17 protein-coding genes are annotated in these 18,996 nt (G+C 57.4%); 4 read left to right on the top strand and 13 right to left on the bottom strand.

Annotation, left to right across the window (positions count from 1 at the left end):
- The first annotated feature begins 188 nt into the window (after positions 1-188).
- Positions 189-734 (top strand): sterol desaturase family protein, encoded by a 546-nt coding sequence (locus J3P95_RS11160; protein WP_434577271.1) that lies wholly within the window; start codon positions 189-191, stop codon positions 732-734.
- Here J3P95_RS11160 and J3P95_RS11155 read toward each other — a convergent pair.
- The 5 genes from J3P95_RS11155 to fni are packed head-to-tail and all read right to left on the bottom strand — an operon-like array spanning position 616 to position 6,626.
- Entirely contained in the window at positions 616-1,617 is a 1,002-nt protein-coding gene (locus tag J3P95_RS11155; protein ID WP_434577273.1) for a phytoene/squalene synthase family protein, read from the bottom strand. The two genes, J3P95_RS11160 and J3P95_RS11155, sit on opposite strands and share 119 nt — an antisense overlap.
- Positions 1,614-3,104: a phytoene desaturase gene (locus tag J3P95_RS11150; protein WP_434577275.1), complete on the bottom strand. Its 1,491-nt coding sequence runs from the start codon at positions 3,102-3,104 to the stop codon at positions 1,614-1,616. The genes J3P95_RS11155 and J3P95_RS11150 overlap by 4 nt, the downstream gene beginning before the upstream one ends.
- Positions 3,101-4,279, bottom strand: a complete 1,179-nt coding sequence (crtY, locus tag J3P95_RS11145) for a lycopene beta-cyclase CrtY (protein WP_434577277.1) — start codon at positions 4,277-4,279, stop codon at positions 3,101-3,103. The genes J3P95_RS11150 and crtY overlap by 4 nt, the downstream gene beginning before the upstream one ends.
- The gene (locus J3P95_RS11140; RefSeq protein WP_434577278.1) at positions 4,276-5,574 is read right to left on the bottom strand and encodes a glycosyltransferase; all 1,299 of its coding nucleotides are present in this window, start codon (positions 5,572-5,574) and stop codon (positions 4,276-4,278) included. Before J3P95_RS11140 ends, crtY begins: the two co-directional genes overlap by 4 nt.
- A complete protein-coding gene (gene fni / locus J3P95_RS11135; protein WP_434577280.1) occupies positions 5,571-6,626 on the bottom strand; it encodes a type 2 isopentenyl-diphosphate Delta-isomerase in 1,056 nt (351 codons plus the stop codon). The genes J3P95_RS11140 and fni overlap by 4 nt, the downstream gene beginning before the upstream one ends.
- A 217-nt stretch (positions 6,627-6,843) precedes the next feature.
- Between fni and J3P95_RS11130 the strand changes: the two genes are divergently transcribed.
- The gene (locus J3P95_RS11130; RefSeq protein WP_434577282.1) at positions 6,844-7,761 is read left to right on the top strand and encodes a polyprenyl synthetase family protein; all 918 of its coding nucleotides are present in this window, start codon (positions 6,844-6,846) and stop codon (positions 7,759-7,761) included.
- A gap of 3 nt (positions 7,762-7,764) precedes the next feature.
- Here the strand turns inward: J3P95_RS11130 and J3P95_RS11125 are convergent, their stop codons facing one another.
- Together J3P95_RS11125 and J3P95_RS11120 are read right to left on the bottom strand one after the other, a co-directional pair.
- A complete protein-coding gene (locus J3P95_RS11125) occupies positions 7,765-8,265 on the bottom strand; it encodes a hypothetical protein (protein ID WP_434577284.1) in 501 nt (166 codons plus the stop codon).
- A 692-nt stretch (positions 8,266-8,957) separates the two neighbouring features.
- On the bottom strand, positions 8,958-9,587 hold the full coding sequence (locus J3P95_RS11120) for a TetR/AcrR family transcriptional regulator (RefSeq protein WP_434577286.1): 630 nt from the start codon (positions 9,585-9,587) through the stop codon (positions 8,958-8,960).
- Between the two features lie 97 nt (positions 9,588-9,684).
- Here J3P95_RS11120 and J3P95_RS11115 point away from each other — a divergent pair, with 97 nt between their 5' ends.
- Complete coding sequence (locus J3P95_RS11115) at positions 9,685-10,413, top strand: nitroreductase family protein (RefSeq protein ID WP_434577288.1); 729 nt, start codon at positions 9,685-9,687, stop codon at positions 10,411-10,413.
- Positions 10,414-10,590: 177 nt separating this feature from the next.
- Here J3P95_RS11115 and J3P95_RS11110 read toward each other — a convergent pair whose 3' ends face one another.
- From J3P95_RS11110 to J3P95_RS11090, 5 genes are all read right to left on the bottom strand, one after another.
- Positions 10,591-11,898 (bottom strand): outer membrane protein transport protein, encoded by a 1,308-nt coding sequence (locus J3P95_RS11110; RefSeq protein WP_434577290.1) that lies wholly within the window; start codon positions 11,896-11,898, stop codon positions 10,591-10,593.
- Between the two features lie 178 nt (positions 11,899-12,076).
- A complete protein-coding gene (locus tag J3P95_RS11105; protein WP_434577292.1) occupies positions 12,077-13,981 on the bottom strand; it encodes an acyl-CoA synthetase in 1,905 nt (634 codons plus the stop codon).
- Positions 13,981-14,937 carry a fumarylacetoacetate hydrolase family protein gene (locus tag J3P95_RS11100; RefSeq protein ID WP_434575557.1) on the bottom strand — a complete coding sequence of 319 codons (957 nt, stop codon included), beginning with the start codon at positions 14,935-14,937 and terminating at the stop codon, positions 13,981-13,983. The genes J3P95_RS11105 and J3P95_RS11100 overlap by 1 nt, the downstream gene beginning before the upstream one ends.
- A gap of 94 nt (positions 14,938-15,031) precedes the next feature.
- Complete coding sequence (locus J3P95_RS11095; RefSeq protein ID WP_434577293.1) at positions 15,032-16,123, bottom strand: VOC family protein; 1,092 nt, start codon at positions 16,121-16,123, stop codon at positions 15,032-15,034.
- Between the two features lie 84 nt (positions 16,124-16,207).
- On the bottom strand, positions 16,208-16,822 hold the full coding sequence (locus J3P95_RS11090; protein WP_434575553.1) for a TetR/AcrR family transcriptional regulator: 615 nt from the start codon (positions 16,820-16,822) through the stop codon (positions 16,208-16,210).
- A gap of 266 nt (positions 16,823-17,088) precedes the next feature.
- Between J3P95_RS11090 and J3P95_RS11085 the strand changes: the two genes are divergently transcribed.
- The gene (locus J3P95_RS11085) at positions 17,089-18,324 is read left to right on the top strand and encodes an NADH:flavin oxidoreductase/NADH oxidase family protein (RefSeq protein WP_434575551.1); all 1,236 of its coding nucleotides are present in this window, start codon (positions 17,089-17,091) and stop codon (positions 18,322-18,324) included.
- A 16-nt stretch (positions 18,325-18,340) separates the two neighbouring features.
- Here J3P95_RS11085 and J3P95_RS11080 read toward each other — a convergent pair whose 3' ends face one another.
- The gene (locus tag J3P95_RS11080; protein WP_434577295.1) at positions 18,341-18,994 is read right to left on the bottom strand and encodes a TetR/AcrR family transcriptional regulator; all 654 of its coding nucleotides are present in this window, start codon (positions 18,992-18,994) and stop codon (positions 18,341-18,343) included.
- Positions 18,995-18,996 lie beyond the last annotated feature (2 nt).

The following is an 18,996-nucleotide window of genomic DNA, read 5'->3' as shown; positions in this document are numbered from 1 at the left end:
TTAGATCGCTACACACAGCCTGTTGCCGGCTTGAGTGCAAGCGTGAGGAACCCGCCTGCTTTGCCATGCAGTGGGAAAATGGTCGTGATATCAAGCTGAAATTTACCCTTTACAGGGGCCAGCATCGCGCTGTCAGATGTTAGAACCTTCACCGCCTCGGCGCAGTCCGATGCTGTGTCTTTGCTCAGATGAACCGCCTGATGACAAACGCACTGGTATTTTTCGCGACCCTTATCGGTATGGAGGGTTTTGCGTTTCTTGCGCACAAATATGTGATGCACGGCTGGGGCTGGGGCTGGCACCGATCCCATCATGAACCCCGCACCGGCTGGTTCGAGAGAAACGACCTGTACGCGATCGTGTTCGCGCTGTTCGCCATCGTGCTGATCGCGCTTGGTACACAGGGCATCCGCCCGCTGGAATGGATAGGGGCCGGGATGACGGCTTACGGTTTCTTGTACTTTTTGGCCCATGATGGGCTAGTCCACAAACGCTGGCCGTTGAAATATGTCCCTCGCACCGGTTATCTCAAGCGTCTGTATCAAGCGCACTTGATGCACCATGCGGTGTCGGGCAAGGACCGCTGTGTCTCATTCGGCTTCCTCTATGCCCCAACTACCGCTGCGCTTCGGGCTCAGTTGCGCGATCTGCATGGTGGGCCTCTTCACAAGAATGATCCGGACGTTGCCACAGGCTCGGCAAACGCTCGGGCCAGTGACGCCCGCGAGCAGTAACGGCGCGGTATAGGCCGCTGAGCACCAGCCGCAATTTGTCGACCTTTGAGGTCGACACCCGCGTGTCCCAGGCATGCTCGCCCCGCCTGACGACCTTGATGCCAATCTGCCGATAGACACCCGACGCAGTCGCCACCGCCCACGCAGAACGCCACGGCAGTGCGCTTAATCCCGCCTCGGCACTGGCGTAAAAAGGCTCGGCCATCTGCACCAGCCGTTGCGCGAGAATGGCCAGGCCGGGCCGATACTGAACGTCGGCGAGTGACGCTTCGGGGATCGAAAGCTCATCCAGCCAGTCGCGTGGCAGATAGCACCGGCCGACGGCAGCGTCTTCGACGATATCGCGGGCAATGTTGGTCAGTTGAAACGCCATGCCCAGATCGCAGGCTCGGTCCAATGTCCTCTGGTCGCTGACACCCATGACCTGGGCCATCATCAGCCCGACGACCCCAGCCACGTGATAGCAGTAGTCCAAGGTATCGTTGACGCTCTGATAACGGCGCTGATGTACATCCATCGCAAAACCCGCCAGATGCTCCAGGGCATAGCGCTCCTGAATGCGATGTTTGGCCACCACCTCTCTGAACGCTGCGAAGGCTGGGTGCTGCGCAGGCAACCCGGCGTACACCGCCCGAGTCTGAGCGGTAAGGTCGGCAAGGCGCCGGTCAATGTCAAACTGGCTCAACACGGTCGCCGAATGCCCCGCCTCCTGGCCGTCTATCACGTCATCGCAATGCCGACACCACGCATAAAGCATCACGGCGCTAGCCCGGGTCGAGGGGTCGAACAAACGCGAGGCGGCGGCAAAGCTCTTCGAGCCCACGGCAATGCTGCGTTCGGCGTGCTCCAGCAGGACCCGGTGCTGATCTGCATCGCGACTCATGAATGCAGATCCTCCAGCATCAAACCTGCCGTGGCCTTTGCCGAGCCGATGACACCGGGCACGCCCGCACCGGGATGAGTGCCCGCGCCTACCAGGTACACGTTGCCAAGGCTCGCGTCGCGGTTATGAGGCCGGAACCAGGCACTCTGCCAGAGGACCGGTTCAAGTGAAAACGCCGACCCCAAATGCGCATTCAACTCACTGCGAAAATCATTCGGGTTGAAAATCCGGCTGGTCACCAGATCGTCCCGCAAGCCGGGCATGTAGTGTTTCTCCAGATACGCGAAAATCCGATCCCGGTAGCGTGGGCCTTCCACCTCCCAGTCGATGGGCGCGTTACCCAGATGCGGAACCGGCGAGAGTACGTAGTGGCTGGAGCAACCCGGCGGGGCCAGACTCGGGTCCGTGACGCAGGGAGCGTGCAGGTAGAGCGAGAAATCCTCAGCCAGCTCAACGCCATTGAATATCTCGTGAATCAACGCCCGGTAGCGCGGCCCGAAGCAGACCGTGTGATGCTGAAGCTGGGGTTGCGGCCGCTTGAGGCCGAAATGGATGACGAACAGGGAATTGCTGAAACGCTTGCCTTTGAGGCGCGCGCTTTCCTTGATGCCACGGGCATGGCCGCCCAGCAGTTGCTCATAGGTATGCACCACGTCAGCATTGGAAGCGACGCAGTCCGCTTGCAGCAGGCGACCGTTCTTCAAGCGCACGCCGCTGGCTTTGCCCGCTTGCACCTCGATGCTGGCGACATCGGCATTGAGCTCCACACGCCCGCCGATGTCTTCGAAAAGCCTGACCAGCCCATGCACCAGCGCCCCCGTCCCCCCCTTGGGAAACCACACGCCCCATTCGCGTTCCAGCGCATGGATCAACGTGTAGATCGATGAGGTGGCAAACGGGTTGCCGCCCACCAGCAGGGAGTGAAACGAAAACGCCTGGCGCAGCTTTTCGTCTTCGATAAACTCACAAACCATCGAGTAGACACTGCGCCATGCCTGCAGCCGAGCCAGCTGCGGCCCGGCCTTGATCATGTCCCGAAACGACAGGAACGGCACGGCGCCCAACTTGAGATAACCCTCGCGAAAAACCGCCCTCGAGTACGCCAGAAACCGCTGGTAGCCCTGCACATCCTTGGGATTGAGCCTGCTGATCTGACGGTCCAGCTCGGCCTGATCGTTGGCATAGTCAAACTGCGTACCGTCCTCCCAGCACAAACGATAGAACGGCGAGACCGGCAGCATCTCGACGTAGTCCCGCATGGTTTTGCCTGCCGCTGCAAACAATTCTTCGATGGCCGTAGGGTCGGTAATCACTGTCGGCCCGGCATCGAAAGTAAATCCCTCGTCGTGATACACATAGGCGCGGCCGCCGGGCTTGTCGCGTTTTTCCAGCAAGGTGGTTTGCACACCCGCCGCCTGCAGCCGGATTGCCAGTGCCAGGCCACCAAAGCCGGCGCCGATCACAATCGCACTTTTTCCCTGGGTCATGCTCGATCCTTGTAATGCCGAGGCAGGCAGCGAAGTGCCGCATGCATGGCCTCATTGATGGGAACAGGCGGCTTGCCGATCAGCACCCGGAGCTTGTCTTGCAAAGTGCTGTCGCCCGAATAGAAACGCCTGATCAGCCCCTCGGGCAGCCCGTAAAAACGCTGCATCACCCGCCAGCGGTCCTGGGGTTTGCCTGCCAGGAACAGCATGCGATTAAGCAAACGGTAAAACCCCTGGCGCCGCCACGCCTGCTCGGCGAATGCGCGAATGCCAAGGTATAAGGCGTCCGCTTGCAGGTTCTGTTGGCGGGCGAACCAGTCCGCCAGTTGAACCGCCAGGGGCAACGAATAACCCGTTGTGCAATGGCACAAACCGGCTCGCAAACCGGAACGCGGCTGGCCGGCCGCCTCGCGCCAGAAGCCGGAAAAGTCGCCTGCCAGGGTGATCGGCAACACGCCTTGCTCTTCGCGCAGGCAGCGAGCAATGGTCCATCCGCGATCTTGCACATAATCACGGATATGCTCGCGCAGTTGCTCTGAAGAAAAGCTCTGGCGGTCAACATAGTGGGTGTCCTCCACCAGCACCGTGTCGGCTGAAAACGGCAAGACGTAGACGAAACGATAGCCCTGCCTTTGAGCCAACCGGGCGTCCATGATAATCGGCGCGTCCAGCCCATGAGGGGCCTGTAGCTGCAGCACCTGGCCCAGAAACGCCTGTTGACCCAGCACCAGGTGTTCGCTGTGCCGGACGCCACGCCCGTCAATGACGGCCTTGGCCTGCAACTGCTCGCCGCCCTCCAGCAACAGCGAGGTCGGGGTGACCTGCTCAATCCGCTGTGCCACACGCAACCCTGCCCGCCCCCCTTCGCTGAGCGCGGGTTCGATCACTTGGGCAAAGCGTTCCGAGGTGATGCTGGCGTAACCGCTGTTCAGCCGACGCGAACGCCCCGGGAAATGCACATCGTAGGCGGGCCAGGTTTTCACCACCAAGGGCCTGATCCATTGATGCTGCTCTGGCGTCAAGTCCGAGTCGTGAAAGGACCAGGTATGGTTACCACCGATCCGGGCTTGCTCTTCAACGCAGAGCACCTGTAGCTCAGGGCGCAACTGCTTGAGTCGCCAGGCAATCAACCCATTGGCCAGCCCACCACCGGCAAGGATCAGGTCATAGATCATGCCACCGCCTGCGTCAGCACAGGTTGACCGCTGCGCACCGCCGCCTCGATGATGTCAGCCGCTTTGCGGGTGCCACCGGCGTGCTGCAACTCAGCCGCCATCCGCTGCAAAGGCTCTCGTGGAAGAACAAACAGCCGGGCCAGCCCATCAGCAATGGTGGCGGCACTCGCCCAGCGGTTTAGCTTCAGGCCCAGGCCTCGGTAGCTGACACGCGCCGCCACCCCCGGCTGGTCAAAACCGATGGGCATGACGAGCATCGGCGTAGTGGTGGCAATGGCATCCATCACGGTGTTGAGACCTCCATGGGTCACGACTACATCGGCGTGTTCAAGCACCGCTTGCTGGGGGGCGAACGCAGTGACCCAGGTCGCGCCACCCTCGAGAAGCATGCGTTCCTGGGCCGAATCGAGCCCGCCGCAATGGGCGACCAACAGCTGCGCGTCCAAGCGGCGGCAGGCCTTTGCAATCCGCCGGAACATACCCAGGCGCCCGCCCTGCAAGGTGCCCAGGCTGGCAAAGACGAAGGGTCGATTTTTATCAATCTGCCACTCAAAAGCTTCGCCGCCTGGCGAAGGTTGCCCGGCACTCGAAAAAGGCAGGCGCAACGGTCCGACGGCATGGAAATGCGCGGGCTGCTGCGTACGAGGAAAATCAAATCCTGCAAGGGTCTGGCTGATGTGGGCAAGCGGTGAAAGGCATTCATGCAGCGCATCGCGAGGCTCGATGGCAAGCTGTCGACATGCACCTCGCAACACGTCTCCCAGGGGTCGCATCAGCCAATCGTAAACCTGCTGGCTACCGGCGTACATGCGTAGGCTACGTTCGTCGCTGCCGTAGGCAAACGGCATCACCGGCAGCGGCAAGCCAGGCTCGCGGTTGACCGGCAACGCGCAAGCCACCGAGACATAAGGCAGGCCCAAGGCCTCGGCGACCAGCCCACCGGCAGCTTCCATCTGATCGCAGAGCAGCGCATCGACCTGTCTGTAAGCCAGCGCTGCGGGTAATTCTTTACACAGCATGTCTGTGGTTGCACACATATCGGCAATGACCCGCCGCAAAGTCAGCGGGTTATTCGAGCTGGCCGCGCGCTGCAACGAAGCGTCCAGGCTGCCCGGCGGATGGCTGCCAGCAACCGTCGCATGAAAACCGATACGCGGATCACCCAGCCAACGGCGCGCGTCGGGCTGCTGGAAGAAGGTGACCTGATGCCCACGGTTCAACAGTTCTACCGCCAGCGCCTGAAAGGCCTGGAAGTGGCTATAGAACGCCGGGGACACCACGCCGAAATGGCTCATGAGCGATGAACCGGCGACAGTAATCTGGCTTGACGCAATGCGGCCAGATCTGCCGAGCCTGTGCAGAAACAGGCAATGCGCAGCTGTTTTATGATGATGTTGAAGTGCTCGATGACCGACGCTGTCGATACCGTCGCATTGCGCAGCACTCCCGCCGCCTGCCCCACCAGGTCAGCCCCCAGACACAGCGCCTTGGCTACATCCACGCCATTACGAATGCCGCCGGATGCAATCAGCGTGATGCCGGGCAACGCCTCACGTACGCTGACCAGGCTGGTGGACGTCGATATGCCCCAATCGGCAAAAGCCATCGCCACCTCTCTATCGGCGGGGCTGCTGGCGCGCTCAGCTTCCACCGCCGCCCAACTGGTGCCGCCGGTGCCCGCCACGTCGATCACGCGGACCCCGACATCCGCCAGGGCCACCGCCACCGATGCCGATATGCCCGCCCCGACTTCCTTGACGATCACCGGCACGTCGACACTTTGCACGGTCAATCCGATGGCATCCAGCACACCTCGCCAATCCCGATCACCTTCGGCCTGAACGGCTTCCTGCAACGGGTTCAGATGGATGATCAAAGCGTTCGCCTGCAAGGTCTCCACGGCGCGGCGCGCCAGTTCCTGGCCATCTCTTTCCAAGAGCTGTGCCGCGCCGATATTGCCCAGCAACGGGATATCGGGAGCCAGCCGCCGCAACTCACGGGTCAAGCCCTGATCGTTGCCGCTGCGCAGCCCGACGCGCTGCGAACCTACGCCCATGGCGATACCAAGCTCTTGGGCGGCCTCGGCCAGATGGTGGTTGATCGCTGCAGAACGCTGCGCCCCACCGGTCATGGAGCTGATCAGCAAGGGCGCTCTGAGGGGGATCCCAACCAGCCCGCTGGTGAGGTCAATGCCGTCCAGGTCCAGCTCTGGCAACGCACAGTGCTCGAACTGAAAGGCATCCAGCCCGCTGCCGCCACCCTGTCGTGGGTTATGGCGCACGCCACGGCCATCCAGCACGATATTAAGATGATCATCCTTTCTCCGACTCAGGGGGTGCTCAGTCATGGAAGCTCCAATTCGGTTGAATCATTTTGCGGCGCGCGTGGTCATTGTGTTGAGCCAGGTTGTACAAAATTAGGATGCTAGTACAAGTTACGTACAATAATGACTATAACTGAGGCACTGGTTATTCAAAGTCGTTCAGAGTTTAAGACGCATCACGTGGCCAGCCAGCAAGCTGATCACCCTTCATTGATCACCCTTAAAGCAAAGGTCAAGACCGATGGCAATCGAGCCTGACGCAACCGTCGAATTTGGGTTTACCGAACTCCTGAAAGATGTGCGCGCGGCTATTGAACAGCGTCTGGACCAATTGCTGCCCAGCAGCAGCGACGAGCGGGATCTGGTCGCGCTTGCCATGCGTGACTCCACGCTGGCGCCCGGCAAGCGCATGCGGCCGATTCTGTTGATACTCGCTGCGCAGGGCCTGGGACACGGCGGCGATCAGGCACTGGACCTGGGCTGCGCCGTAGAATTGATCCACGCAGCGTCACTGGTGCTGGACGACATGCCGTGCATGGATAACGCGCGATTACGCCGTGGGCGTCCGACCGTGCATTTGAAGTTTGGCGAAGACGTGGCGATTCTTGCCGCCGTTGCCCTGCTCAGCCGCGCATTCGGGGTTGTTGCCGGAATTAGCGATCTGACCCCGGCGATCCGCATGCAACTGGTGGCGGTCATGGCCAATACCGTAGGCATGCAGGGGCTGGTCAAGGGCCAGTTCAAGGATTTACGTGAAGGCCAGCAAAACCGGGGCCCCGAGGAAATTGCGCTGACCAACAACCTGAAGACGGGGGTATTGTTTAGCGCGATCATGGACATGGCCTGGCTGATCAGTGATGCAAAAGCGAGCACACGCCCGATCCTGCAGAACTTCGCCATGGAGCTAGGTCAGGCGTTCCAGATGTATGACGATCTCAGGGATCATTGCCCGGACAGCGACAAGGATCAAGGCAAGGACGAGGGCAAGTCGACGTTCGTTGCGCTTTACGGCGAGCAGAAAGTCCGCGAACAGCTTAAGGCTCACCTCGTCAACGCCGAAAGCCATTTGCGGGAAGTCTACGGCCCTTCGCCAATGATCATCGGGTATATGCGGATGATCTTCGAAAAAGCGCTGCGACAACGTAGCGCAAGACCGTAGGGCTTACTTGGCCCGCTCGGCAATTGCTTGTTTCAATTTTTCGGCGTCTGCAAAACGCTGCTCACTGACGACCGCGCCATTGTTCAAGGCAAGCCACTGAACGGTATCCCGGTCGCCGCCATAGCGGCTGGCAACCCTGCCGTCCTGGTCCAGCATGATTCTGTATTTGGCCGAACGCATGGCCGGTACTGCCACTATCTTGACCAGTGAAGGCATCTTCTCGATATCCGCCACGTACACAATGTGGTGCGCTTCCAGGTAGCCCTCCGGTTGACCTTCCATCGCCGCATCCAGCAACTCTGCTGCGGACATACTGCGCGCTATCAACAGCACTTGAGCGCTGTCGTTCAAGGTATACGCCTTATCGTTCTGATCCAGCAGGGTCCACTTCACCACGGGTTGGTTTGAATCCTTGGGTTGATTCAGAACTTTTGATTGAGCTGAATCCTGCGCCAACACGTTAAAGCTTAGTAGTACACCGATCAGCAAGATCATACGCCGCATGATTTCGAACCTTATTCAGGGAAAGTCAGGGAGTGAAACGCAGGCGCCATCCTACGCCAGCCCGGCTATGACGCTCCACCGCCTTAACGCTTTTCTTGCCTGACCTGCTCGCAACGCACTGACGCCGAGTGTCTGCCTTACGCCATTGATACAAGATCCGCCGCTGGGGCGCACGCTATGCCAGATGGTGCGGCTCAACGCGCGCCAGATACGCCGCCTCGTCACCCACCGTAATCAGACTCGAAATCAACGCTATGTCTTACCAGCAGAGATACCCACATCTCCCGGCAGTGATGAGCTCTGCATTTGACTAGCATGGTCTTTCTGATCGATGACTCTCTCAGTCTTGTGGAACGAGTGCTCTTCGTCCGCCGCCGAACTCACTGTGACGTTTTCGATGGCAGCCATGGCAATCTTAGAAAGATAGAAGCGGACTAAGGACGGCTGGCTCATCAAGGTAAGAGCAATGTCATCTAGCCGTTAGCCAATATTCGAGAAAGGCAACACGCCGGTCTACTTTAGAAGGGTATCAAGGGCCAAACAGGGGCGCTTCTGGTGGGTGCCCCCTCTTTCCCTGGCCCGCCCAGTCACTCTCCTCTCAAGCTGCTCACCAATTTTCCTGAATAGGAGACTCCGGCGCCAAATCCTAAACTCCTTCCGCCCTCAATGGCCATCGCGTCGCTTCACCCCACCTACAAAATTTCGAGCTGAGTTCTACAAAGGTAATTTTCAAGCAAAGTCACCACCTCCTCGACAAACGTTGGATTGCCAAGCAAGTCAGGCTTATCTGCCGTCACCGTGTGGATTATTGCATGGGCCGCAATTCCCATTAGATAGATTGAGAGCTCTGGATCGGGAACGTTCGTCATAAAGGGCTTCAGCACCTGGGAGAATTGTCTTTGAAGTCCTTCTTGATCCTCTGCCATGTGCCGTACGGTATGGGGCAACTCCTCGTGGATAGCTTTGTGAAGGGCCGGTGCGATTCGATGCTCGGTAACAATCATTTCCACAATTAGGGTAAGCGCATCTCTTAGGGATGGCTGTTGCGGCAGCAAGTTGATTACATCTAGTAAATCTGTACGGGTCGCGGCAGCGTGACGGCGCTGCAATTCAGCTATTACCGCCTCCTTGTTTGGAAAAAATTGGTACAGCGAACCGATATTGACGCCTGCGCGCTCTGCAATTGCGTTCGTCGTCAGACCTTCCCAGCCTACCTTGGTCAAAATGTAAGTAGCAGCTTGAATAATCGCCTCGACGGTCGCGCGGGACCTCGCCTGAGCCGGGATTTTCCTGGGTTTGACAGCCGATTGCCTGTTGCTCATGGAAAGCTCCAGAACGTGAGTTTTTAAAACGTAAGCTTTAACTTACGATTTGAGACATGAAAACACAACGTTTTCACCTTCTCGAGACCTTTAGAACATGAACGCAAAAGACCGTGTATCCCCTTGGGACGCCTTTCAAGCGGCTAATCGCTTTCGCAGGGCGATTCGTAAATTCAAACCGAAGGTAATTCCGGAACCAGAAATCTATGCTCTGCTCGCTGAAGCAGCGTATGCCCCCTCAAGTGGGAACATGCAGCCCTATGAGCTGCATTGGATTCGGGACCCTGTCCTGAAAGCTAGATTAGCTGCTTCCTGCAATGGGCAGAAAGCGGCTGCGTCGGCGGCAGACTTCATCGTGATTGTGGCAAGTCCTGCATTGGGTATGCGCACCGCCAAAGCGCAGTTGAAGCATGTTGAGCGCTCATCGGCGCTGGGACAGGACTCGAAGGCTTACTATCGCAAACAGATAGGGATGTTTAAGAAGATTCTCGGTGTTGGGGCGTCATCTCTGTGGACGCCCCTTGTGCTTCTCGCAGCATTGTTTCGCCCCACTTTATCCCTTGTACCTGTGGGTCATATCGGTGGTCGACAATGGGCGGCGCGCAACGCCATTTTTGCTGCTCAGACGCTCATGCTCGGAGCCGCGGCAAAAGGAATAGATACCTGTCCGATGGAAGGTTTTTCTGCCGCTCAAGTTGCCAAATTGCTTAATCTCCCTCGGGGTTCGGTGGTTCCTCTGGTAATTGCAATGGGCTATCGCGCGGACGATGCGCGGGTTGAAGAGCAGTGGCGCCGCGCTACTGCAGATATCGTGGTTGTGCACTAAGAAGAGCAAGTCGTCATCAGACGCAACAATGCTCGCAATTGATTGGCGCAAACCCTGACCTCATACAAAGGAGCGAGAAGCTGAACAGCCTAGGCCGCTATAGCTCGCGCCGACCGCTTCTACGGATTAGTAGAGTGCCTCGACTAGAACAGCTCTCGCGCTTGCGGTGTTGGCCCGTTAAAAGCGATAGGTCATCTGAGTGACCAAGCCATTCGCACTATTGTCGAATTTGGCTGAATATTCGGGCTGCACTCCAGAAGCGTTGGCTTTATTGACTGATGCGGTGCTTTCCCACACATACCCATAGGCGACATCAATCGTGACGTTAGGGTTCGGTGAGTAGCCTGCCCCCAAAGTGACCGACTTACGGTTACCGACGGGCAGCCGCACGCTTCTGTCTGCGTTATGTGAAGGCGAAGGGTCATAGGCATATCCGGCACGCAATACCCATTGCGGTGTGAGCTGGTAGGAACCGCCAACTGCTGCGGACCAGGTGTCTCGCCAGTTCAATGGTTCGCTCAAGCTCTCCAAGCTGCCAGCATTGCCTGCTCCCGAGACGTTGGTTTCAGTTTCGATTTGTTGTATCCGACTCCAACGCGTCCAGGTCGCTCCTAGGTAACCAGTCCAGCGCTCGTTGAAATGGTGGGTTATGGACGTGTCAACGGATTCGGGAAGCGTAATGTCCAGCTTCGCGTCGTATTTACCATTGAGGCCCAGGAAACCAGGTGAATCGCTGACCGTAGTATGACCCTTGAGGTGGTAGTTGACCTTGGAGTGGTAAGTGATACCCCACGACGTTGCCGGGTTTAGATCAACCAATAATCCTAAGTTATAACCTAGCGCAGTGTCCGTTCCGTCGATTTTAATGGTGGTATCTTTGCCAGCGTTGAAAGCGCCGGTAGCCAAATCGTTCTGGAGTTCGGCATCAAAGCGATTGATGGTGGGGCCACCACCAATCGAAACATATTGATTGATCCGATAAGCAATGGTCGGCTGTAAGGTGACGACTTTGACGTCGCTGTAGGATCCCTGATACCGACCCTGGAAAGTGCTTTCAGAATCATTGACCAGACCAAACGGAACATATAGGCCAAGGCCAACGGAAAGGTCATCACTAATGGGCGTAGAAAGATAGCCAAACGGCACCGGCGCCATGGGTACGAAGTTGCCCTTATTTGTTCCGGAGGCGCCACCCTGGGCATCGCTTATGTCGTTCTTAACATCGAACACGGCGACCCCGCCGCTGACTTCGCTACGTTTAAGCTTCGTCAACCCGGCTGGATTTCCATAAATCGTGCTGGCATCCAGAGCCGAGGATGAACGACCCGCATAAGCTGTCCCGGCGCCACTTGCGCTTTGTTCGTTCACGGTAAGGCCGTTCGCCAAGACGCCGTTGGAAAAACCGATGACCGTAAGTATCAACGTGCTTGTTGTGAGCGTTTTATTGGATAGAGCTAAGCGTTTTTCGACCTTTTTATAGTTCATATTAGGACTGCTCTTGTTGTTGTAGTTGTTGTTTTTGGAATAGCGCACACATAGTTTTTATTTTTTCAGACGTAAAGACACCCGCCGGCCCTTTTTTAAGGCAGCCAAATATCTAGTTAAACCTTCGCTATTTTCGATCAATAACTAAAAAAGGCACTGCTTTATCGCGAACGGCCGATTACTCCGTCCATTCAACTTGAAAGCTGTAGCGGCCTATTCGCGGTTCCAAGGCTTCGCGCTGTAAACCTGCGGAAATGCGAGCGACAATCCCGCGGCGACTGTCCTGCACGATTTGGACCGTGACCTCGGTCAACCCGGCCGTCTGGATCTCTTGAGAAATCACTCGCGAGATCTCACGCTGTTGCAACGCCGGTTTGAAGATTTTGCCAACCGGTGTCAACGGCAGCGACTCCAAAAATTCGATTCGCTTGGGCATGGCGGCACGTTCGCTGATACGCAGGTTGGCGAACTGCATCAAGTCATCTTCGGTGCAGGAGTGCCCTGGGCGCAGTTGCACATAGGCGACCGGTATCTCGCCAGCGTAGGCGTCGGGACTGCCGACGGCCGCTACCAGTTCGACCGACGAGTGTGCCTGCAACACCTCTTCGATTTGCTTGGGATCAATGTTGTGCCCCCCACGAATAATCAATTCTTTCTTGCGACCTGTAAGCCAGAAATAGCCGTCAGCATCCTGGCGACCTAAGTCTCCAGTGTTCAACCAGCGCTGCCCATTGATCTCGATCCATACACCCAGGTTATGACTGGGTTCCAGATAGCCATGGAACACGTTGGGTCCGTGGATGGCGATGACGCCTACTTCTTCCAGATCGGCATCACGCAGGTACTTACCCTGTGCGTCCAGCACGACGGCGCGCATGTCCTGATAGACCAGACGCAGCCCAATGGAGCCCACACGTCGCTCGCCCTGGGGTGGATTGACAGAAGACACGCAAGCGCCCTCGGTGAGGCCATATCCTTCAAGCAGGCGAACGCCAATCCGCCGTTCGAACTCACGAAAAAGCTCGACCGGCATCGGCGCCGCCCCACACAAGGCGTAGCTGAGGCTACTCAGGTCGTTATCGCCTGGATTCTGTTGCAGTAGAGCGGCGTAAAAGGTTGGCACGCCCGAGAAAAAATTCACGCCAAAATGCTCGACCATGTTCCAGAATCGCTCGATGACCTTCGGCCCCCGATATCCTTGGGGCGTGCCTAGGATGACGTGATCCCCTTGGGTCCATGGCATAAGACCAGTGACGAGTTGCCCATTGACGTGAAACAGCGGCAACCCGCAGAAAAGCACTTGGCCACTTTCTCGTGGTTGCATCTGGGCGGCCATTGCCCAAGCATTGAAAACTTCCGAGCCGTGTGTGCGTGCGGCAATTTTCGGCAGGCCTGTAGTGCCTCCCGTACAGAAATACGAAGAAATTTCGTCCTCACTGATTTTTCGGCCGCTTTTTAGCGTGTCGGCTGGTTGGAACATCATCAATGCGCGCAGATCGTTGTGGATGAGCACCTGTTTATGTAGGTCCCGTTCCTGCATGGCCATGGTGCGCAAGGCAGCACCGAACTGGTGGTTGACGTAAGGCTCCATGCTCACCCAGACAACGTGCCTGAGGTCAGGAAGACGATTGAGCTGACCGGCGATTTTCGGCCAGAGGTCACTGCCTGGCATGGGCGCGAGCGTCACGACTACACGGGCATTGGCGGCACGCAACAGATCGGCTATTTGCGAGGCCTCCAACAGCGGATTGATTGCCATGACGATGCCCGCCGACTCTCCTCCCCATATTGTGAAATGAGTTTCAGGCAAATTCGGCAGAACAAACGCTATCACCTCGCCCGGGACAATACCCAGATCATGGAAGGCATTGGCCGCACGGGTGATCTCGGCGAAGAGCTGGGCGTAATTCCACTCATGGGTATGGGTGAAGTCAGCGGCGTCGACAAAAAAACTTAATGCGGAGGCTTGCGGATTACGTTGCGCACAACGCTGCAGCGCTTCATACGTGTTCGGGGCTAGGTCGCGTTCAACGAGCGGTACGGATTCCAATGCATGAATATCGTCGAGGGTTTGGATAGGCATCAGATTTGCTCCACGACACGGTTGCGCTGAATGCCCAGGTCGACCACACCGTCGGCGCTACGAATGCGTGCCTCGACGATATCGCCAGCCTTGAGGTACTGAGTTCGGCTTTCTTGTGCCTTGAGAAACATTTTCCACTTGGTCGCCTCGGGCAATAAGGCCGCGATACGCTGTTTGGCCGGCGACGGTACGGTTAACGCGCAGCCCGCGGGCGTTCCGGTGGCTATCAGGTCACCTGCAGCAAAATCCTGAACGCCTGACAATTCGCTAAGGGTTTCCGCCGGCCCAAACACCAGGTTTGCCGTGGAGTCGCACTGACGGACTTCATCGTTTACCGTCAGGCGCAGTTCCAGATTCCGTAGGTAACCCATTTGTTCGGCGCGTAGCAGGCAGAGGTAAGGACCAACAGGCCCGAACGTGCGGAAACTTTTACCTTTATAGAACTGCATCTGGGGGATCTGAATATCCCGCGCAGAGTAGTCGTTGACGATCACGACGCCAGCGATGAATTGGTGCAGATTATTTTCATCTACCTTGACCCTGGCGCTGATGTCGCTTCGCATGACAAGCCCTAGTTCGATCTCATAATCGAGAAAGCGCACCTCGCGTGGTTTGACAAGATCACTGTGCGCCGGCACCAGGCAGCTGGTCGCCTTGGTGAAAATCATGTTGAATTTCTTCACGTCGGGATCCATCCCGGACTCGATCATGTGTTGCCGGTAATTGGCGCCCTGACAAACGAATTGTTGATTTCGGGTGATGGGAGATAGCAACTCTACTTCTGACTCAGCCAGCTCCGTTGTGCTCAGCCGGGCAAGATCATCAATGTCGTTATGCCGGATAAAGTCGCCGGTGGTTTCAAAATGGCCCGGCACCACGGTGATACGACCCTGGCGTATCACGCCCCAGTGGATGCCATTGCGATATAGGAAGCGAACAACGTTTACAGCAGACATTGGGGGTTACTCCTGGGACTTCGGTAGGTCGGTGCGCTGTGGCATGTGCAGGCTGACTCGCCTTCGAGAGGAATGCGGCGGCTAGGCGACTACCCTAGGCAAACATTCGCAATAGGCTAGCGAGCTTGCGCAAGGTGACATCCGGGCTACGCCTGAGGTTGCGGAACAACATGCGCAGGTTGGGCAGACTCATTCGCGGCCGCGTAAAACGCTTTGGCATGCGTTGCCCCCACTGGGCCATTGCTTTGGCGCTTACAGCATGGACCCCACAAGGTTGAGTCACGGTAAAAACATCCCCATCACAGTAATGCTCATGCTTGTCGCCCCAGGGGTCCTGCCAATAATCGAAGATCTGACTGCCAAGGATATGGCGACCGATGCCCCAGGAGTGGTTCCAGCCCCGCTCCTGTAGCACCCGCTGCCCCATGCCGACCGCATCGGCATCGACAACTTCAAAGGCGCTGTGGCTGTAGGCGGCCATAAACCCCTGGGCTATTGCCAGCGTGTGATGGTCGGCCGGTGTTTCGCCCAGGTCTAGACGCAGAAAGCTGACAACGGGCGAGCCGTCGGATAAGACTTGCACATCGCTTGGGATGAGTCCGAAATGCTCGGTGTACCAGGCACAGGTTGCTTGATAATCGGCCACCTCAATGACAATGTGACCCAGCCTGAGCACTTGTGGCGGCTCGATCGGTGGCCGTTGAGTAGCGTTGATACGAGCGTGTTCCAGCGCCAGATTTAGCGGTAACGCGGCCCTGTGCGGGAGGGTCTGGGCATAGGTCTGGCCGTGGACCGCTTCAACGACGAAGCCGGAAGGATCCGTCAGTCTGACGCATCTCCCCCCGCCGGGATGCGAGAGATTTTCGACTGACGAGGCGCCAGGAACCAGCGCAAGGCGGTTCAGGTCTTCGAGGGTTTGGACGCTCAGTCCGATGCCGATGAAGCGCTCCTGTTTGGCTCGATGAACGCGATAGCAATAAGCCGTAGGTTCAGTCCCGCGCAGATAAAGCGTGCCTTCGGTTTGCTCAAGGACAGTCAAACCGAAGTCCGTCAGAAAGCGCGCGGTCTTGTCCAACGCCGGTCTTTCAAAGATCAAATGCGTCAAGCATTGCGCCTTCACCGTGGGGTTTGGATGGCGGGCGGGCTGCGGTGTTGCCAACAAGGGCACGACGTCTGTGCGGGTCATTATTTTTATTCTCCACAATCTTTTCTTGGGCAAAGCTTTGCCGTCACCCCTTGCCTGAAGGGCTGTCATTCATTGGGAAAAGCGCTAGTCGAGCGTGGGCAGCGCCGGTAACTCCTGAGTTGCCAACATTCGCGCCTCCTCGGGAGGCAGACCTAAGGCCCGAAGCACCAGCTCTGCGTTATCGGCACCGGCGTCACGCCACGTCCGGTGTCCTTCCAACACCAGGAAAATCGAGCCTAGGACACTGCTGGAAATCAGCGTCACGACCCCCACCAATTGCTCCTGCCGGAAGGTGTAGCGACCACCGGCCATACCCCTGAGAAGGTCTGTCATCGCCTGGCTTGCAAACATCTCACGCAAGGAAGCATGGCTGCTGGCGAAGCGGTGCAGGAAAGCTCCCCACTGAGGCTCCTCGTGGGCTCGTCGAATAAAAAAACGAATACCAAAGGCAAGCGCCTGCGCCGGATCGTCAAGGCTGTGAACGCATTTGCGTATACGCTCATGCATCTCTCGGCCAAGGTGGCTGGCGACCGCTTCGAACAGGCTCTCGATGTTTTTGATATTGCTGTACACCGTTCCGCGGGCCACGCCCGCTTCTTGTGCGAGATCAAGAATGTTGATCTGCGTGGTGCCTCTTTCAGCAAACAAGCGAAAGGCTGCTTGATGAATGCGACGTTGGGTCGGATTCAGGGTTTCCATATTCAATCTCCAGTACACCGATGGGTCAATTGAACACTCGTGTTCATTTTTCGTCAACCCCTCTTTGTCCAGTTGCAGCTGTGGAGATTCGAGACTGCCGTGAAATCTCCACGCATCTCTATATTTCTCGTAGGTAAACGCGTGACAGCGTGAATCCCAGATTGACTAAATTGAACACTCATGTTCAATTTGAAGGTGCTCTGCCCTAAAATTTACAAAGTTCAAGAAATGGGGTGGCTGACTACTTATCGACGAAGGTGCTACTCATGATTCGCTCAAAGCTGTTCGAGCCGCTTCGGCTACCCAACGGTGCTGTGATACCCAATCGGATTGCTAAGGCGGCAATGGAAGAGAACCTAGCGGATAGTGACCACGCGCCAGGGGAGGCGTTGATGACGCTATATCGGCGCTGGGCGCAAGGCGGCGCGGGATTGATCATCACTGGTAACGTAATGGTCGACCGGTACGCATTGACGGGTCCTGCAGGTGTGGTGCTGGAAAATGACCGTTATCTGAGTCGGTTCAAGGATTGGGCCGAGACCTGTCGCAGCCGTGGTGCGCAAGCCTGGATGCAAATCAATCATCCCGGCCGCCAATTGCTCGCAGCGATGGGACAACCCGCGCGAGGCCCTTCTGCCGTGGCACTGAACATCCCGGGACTGTCCAAGGCCTTTGCCCAGCCGGAGGCATTGAGCGAGTTGCAAATAGAAATATTGATAGAGCGCTATGCCAATAGCGCGGTGTTGGCCGAAAAAGCCGGCTTCACTGGTGTCCAGGTTCACGCCGCCCACGGTTATCTTTTTAGCCAGTTCCTATCGCCGCTTACTAATCGACGCCTCGACCAGTGGGGCGGCAGCCTGGAAAATCGGGCGCGTATGCTGCTTCTAACCCTTGAGCAAATACGCAGCCGGGTCAAACCGGCATTCTGCATAGCCGTCAAACTCAACTCAGCCGACTTTCAGAGAGGCGGCTTCGGTGCAACCGATGCTGCCAAGGTTGTGCGGATGCTGAACGAGATGGCGGTAGACTTGGTTGAATTATCGGGTGGCAGTTACGAAAGTCCGGCCATGCAAGGCCAGACACGCGACGGCAGCACCCTCGCCCGTGAGGCCTACTTTCTGGAATTCGCCGAGCGCATAGGTGACGTTGCTTGCATGCCGTTGATGGTGACTGGTGGTGTGCGTAGAAAAGCCGTCGCTGAGCGAGTGGTGAGCGGGTCGGTTTCGATGGTAGGAATGGCCACGGCGTTGGCTGTCGAGCCTGAGCTACCGGGCCAGTGGGCGGCGGGGCGAGAATTGGATGTCTCTCCGATTGTTGTACCCTGGAAACACAAGGCATTGGCATCCATGGCAACGGCCGCTTTGGTCAAAAAACAGTTGGGGCTGTTGAGCCAAGGCAGGTCAACCGATCCCAAGGCATCCCCACTCGTGACGCTGCTCTCCAGCCAGTTAAAGGCTCGCCGGCAGACCCGAGTTTATCGGGAGTGGGTTGACCGAGCCTGACCAAGGTCTCGCTATGTCATGGCGGGGCAGGCAACGCTGCCTCGGCAATCTCCTTGGCCTTAGTGGAAGCGGCGCCCAGCGCCTTTAGAATCATCTCGGCAACACGGGCATCATGGCCGACTACGGCCCTGCCCTCCACCACCGCGCGCATTGCTCCGATTGTGCACGACAATACCAGGTCAAAGGCCGTGCTTTCTTCTTCATAAGCAAGCACGCCCTCGGCCAGCCCGGCCCTTAAATCTGTTTGCACATGAATCGCCAGCCTAGAGCGCATAGCACGGTCGAAATGGAAGACTCTCAACAATGCGCTGGCCCATTGAGGGTCATTGGACGCCCGGATAATGAACATCCGGACACCAATTGCCAATCGCTCGGCGCCACTAGGAACGTGTTGACTCAGGCTTGAGACGGCGTCTGAAAATTCAGTCGCCATCGCGATACCTACTGCTTCAACCATCTCGTCGCGGGTTCGGAAGTAGTTATAAATCGTGCCGTTAGAGACGTCTGCTTCTTCGGCAACTTCAAGCAATGCGATCTCGCCCAACTCTTTCCGAGAAAACAGCCGCAGTGCTGCATCCACCAACCCACGACGCGTACGCTCACGCTTTTTATGGCCGCGGGAAAGAGGCGGTTCGGCCGTAGGTGGAGTGGGCTGGGTGGAAGGCGCCATAT

Source organism: Pseudomonas sp. Z5-35 (assembly GCF_051131945.1).
Classification (GTDB): Bacteria; Pseudomonadota; Gammaproteobacteria; order Pseudomonadales; family Pseudomonadaceae; genus Aquipseudomonas; species Aquipseudomonas marvdashtae.
Note: the sequence above shows the minus strand (reverse complement) of the source record. Positions and strands in the feature narration are given on the sequence as shown.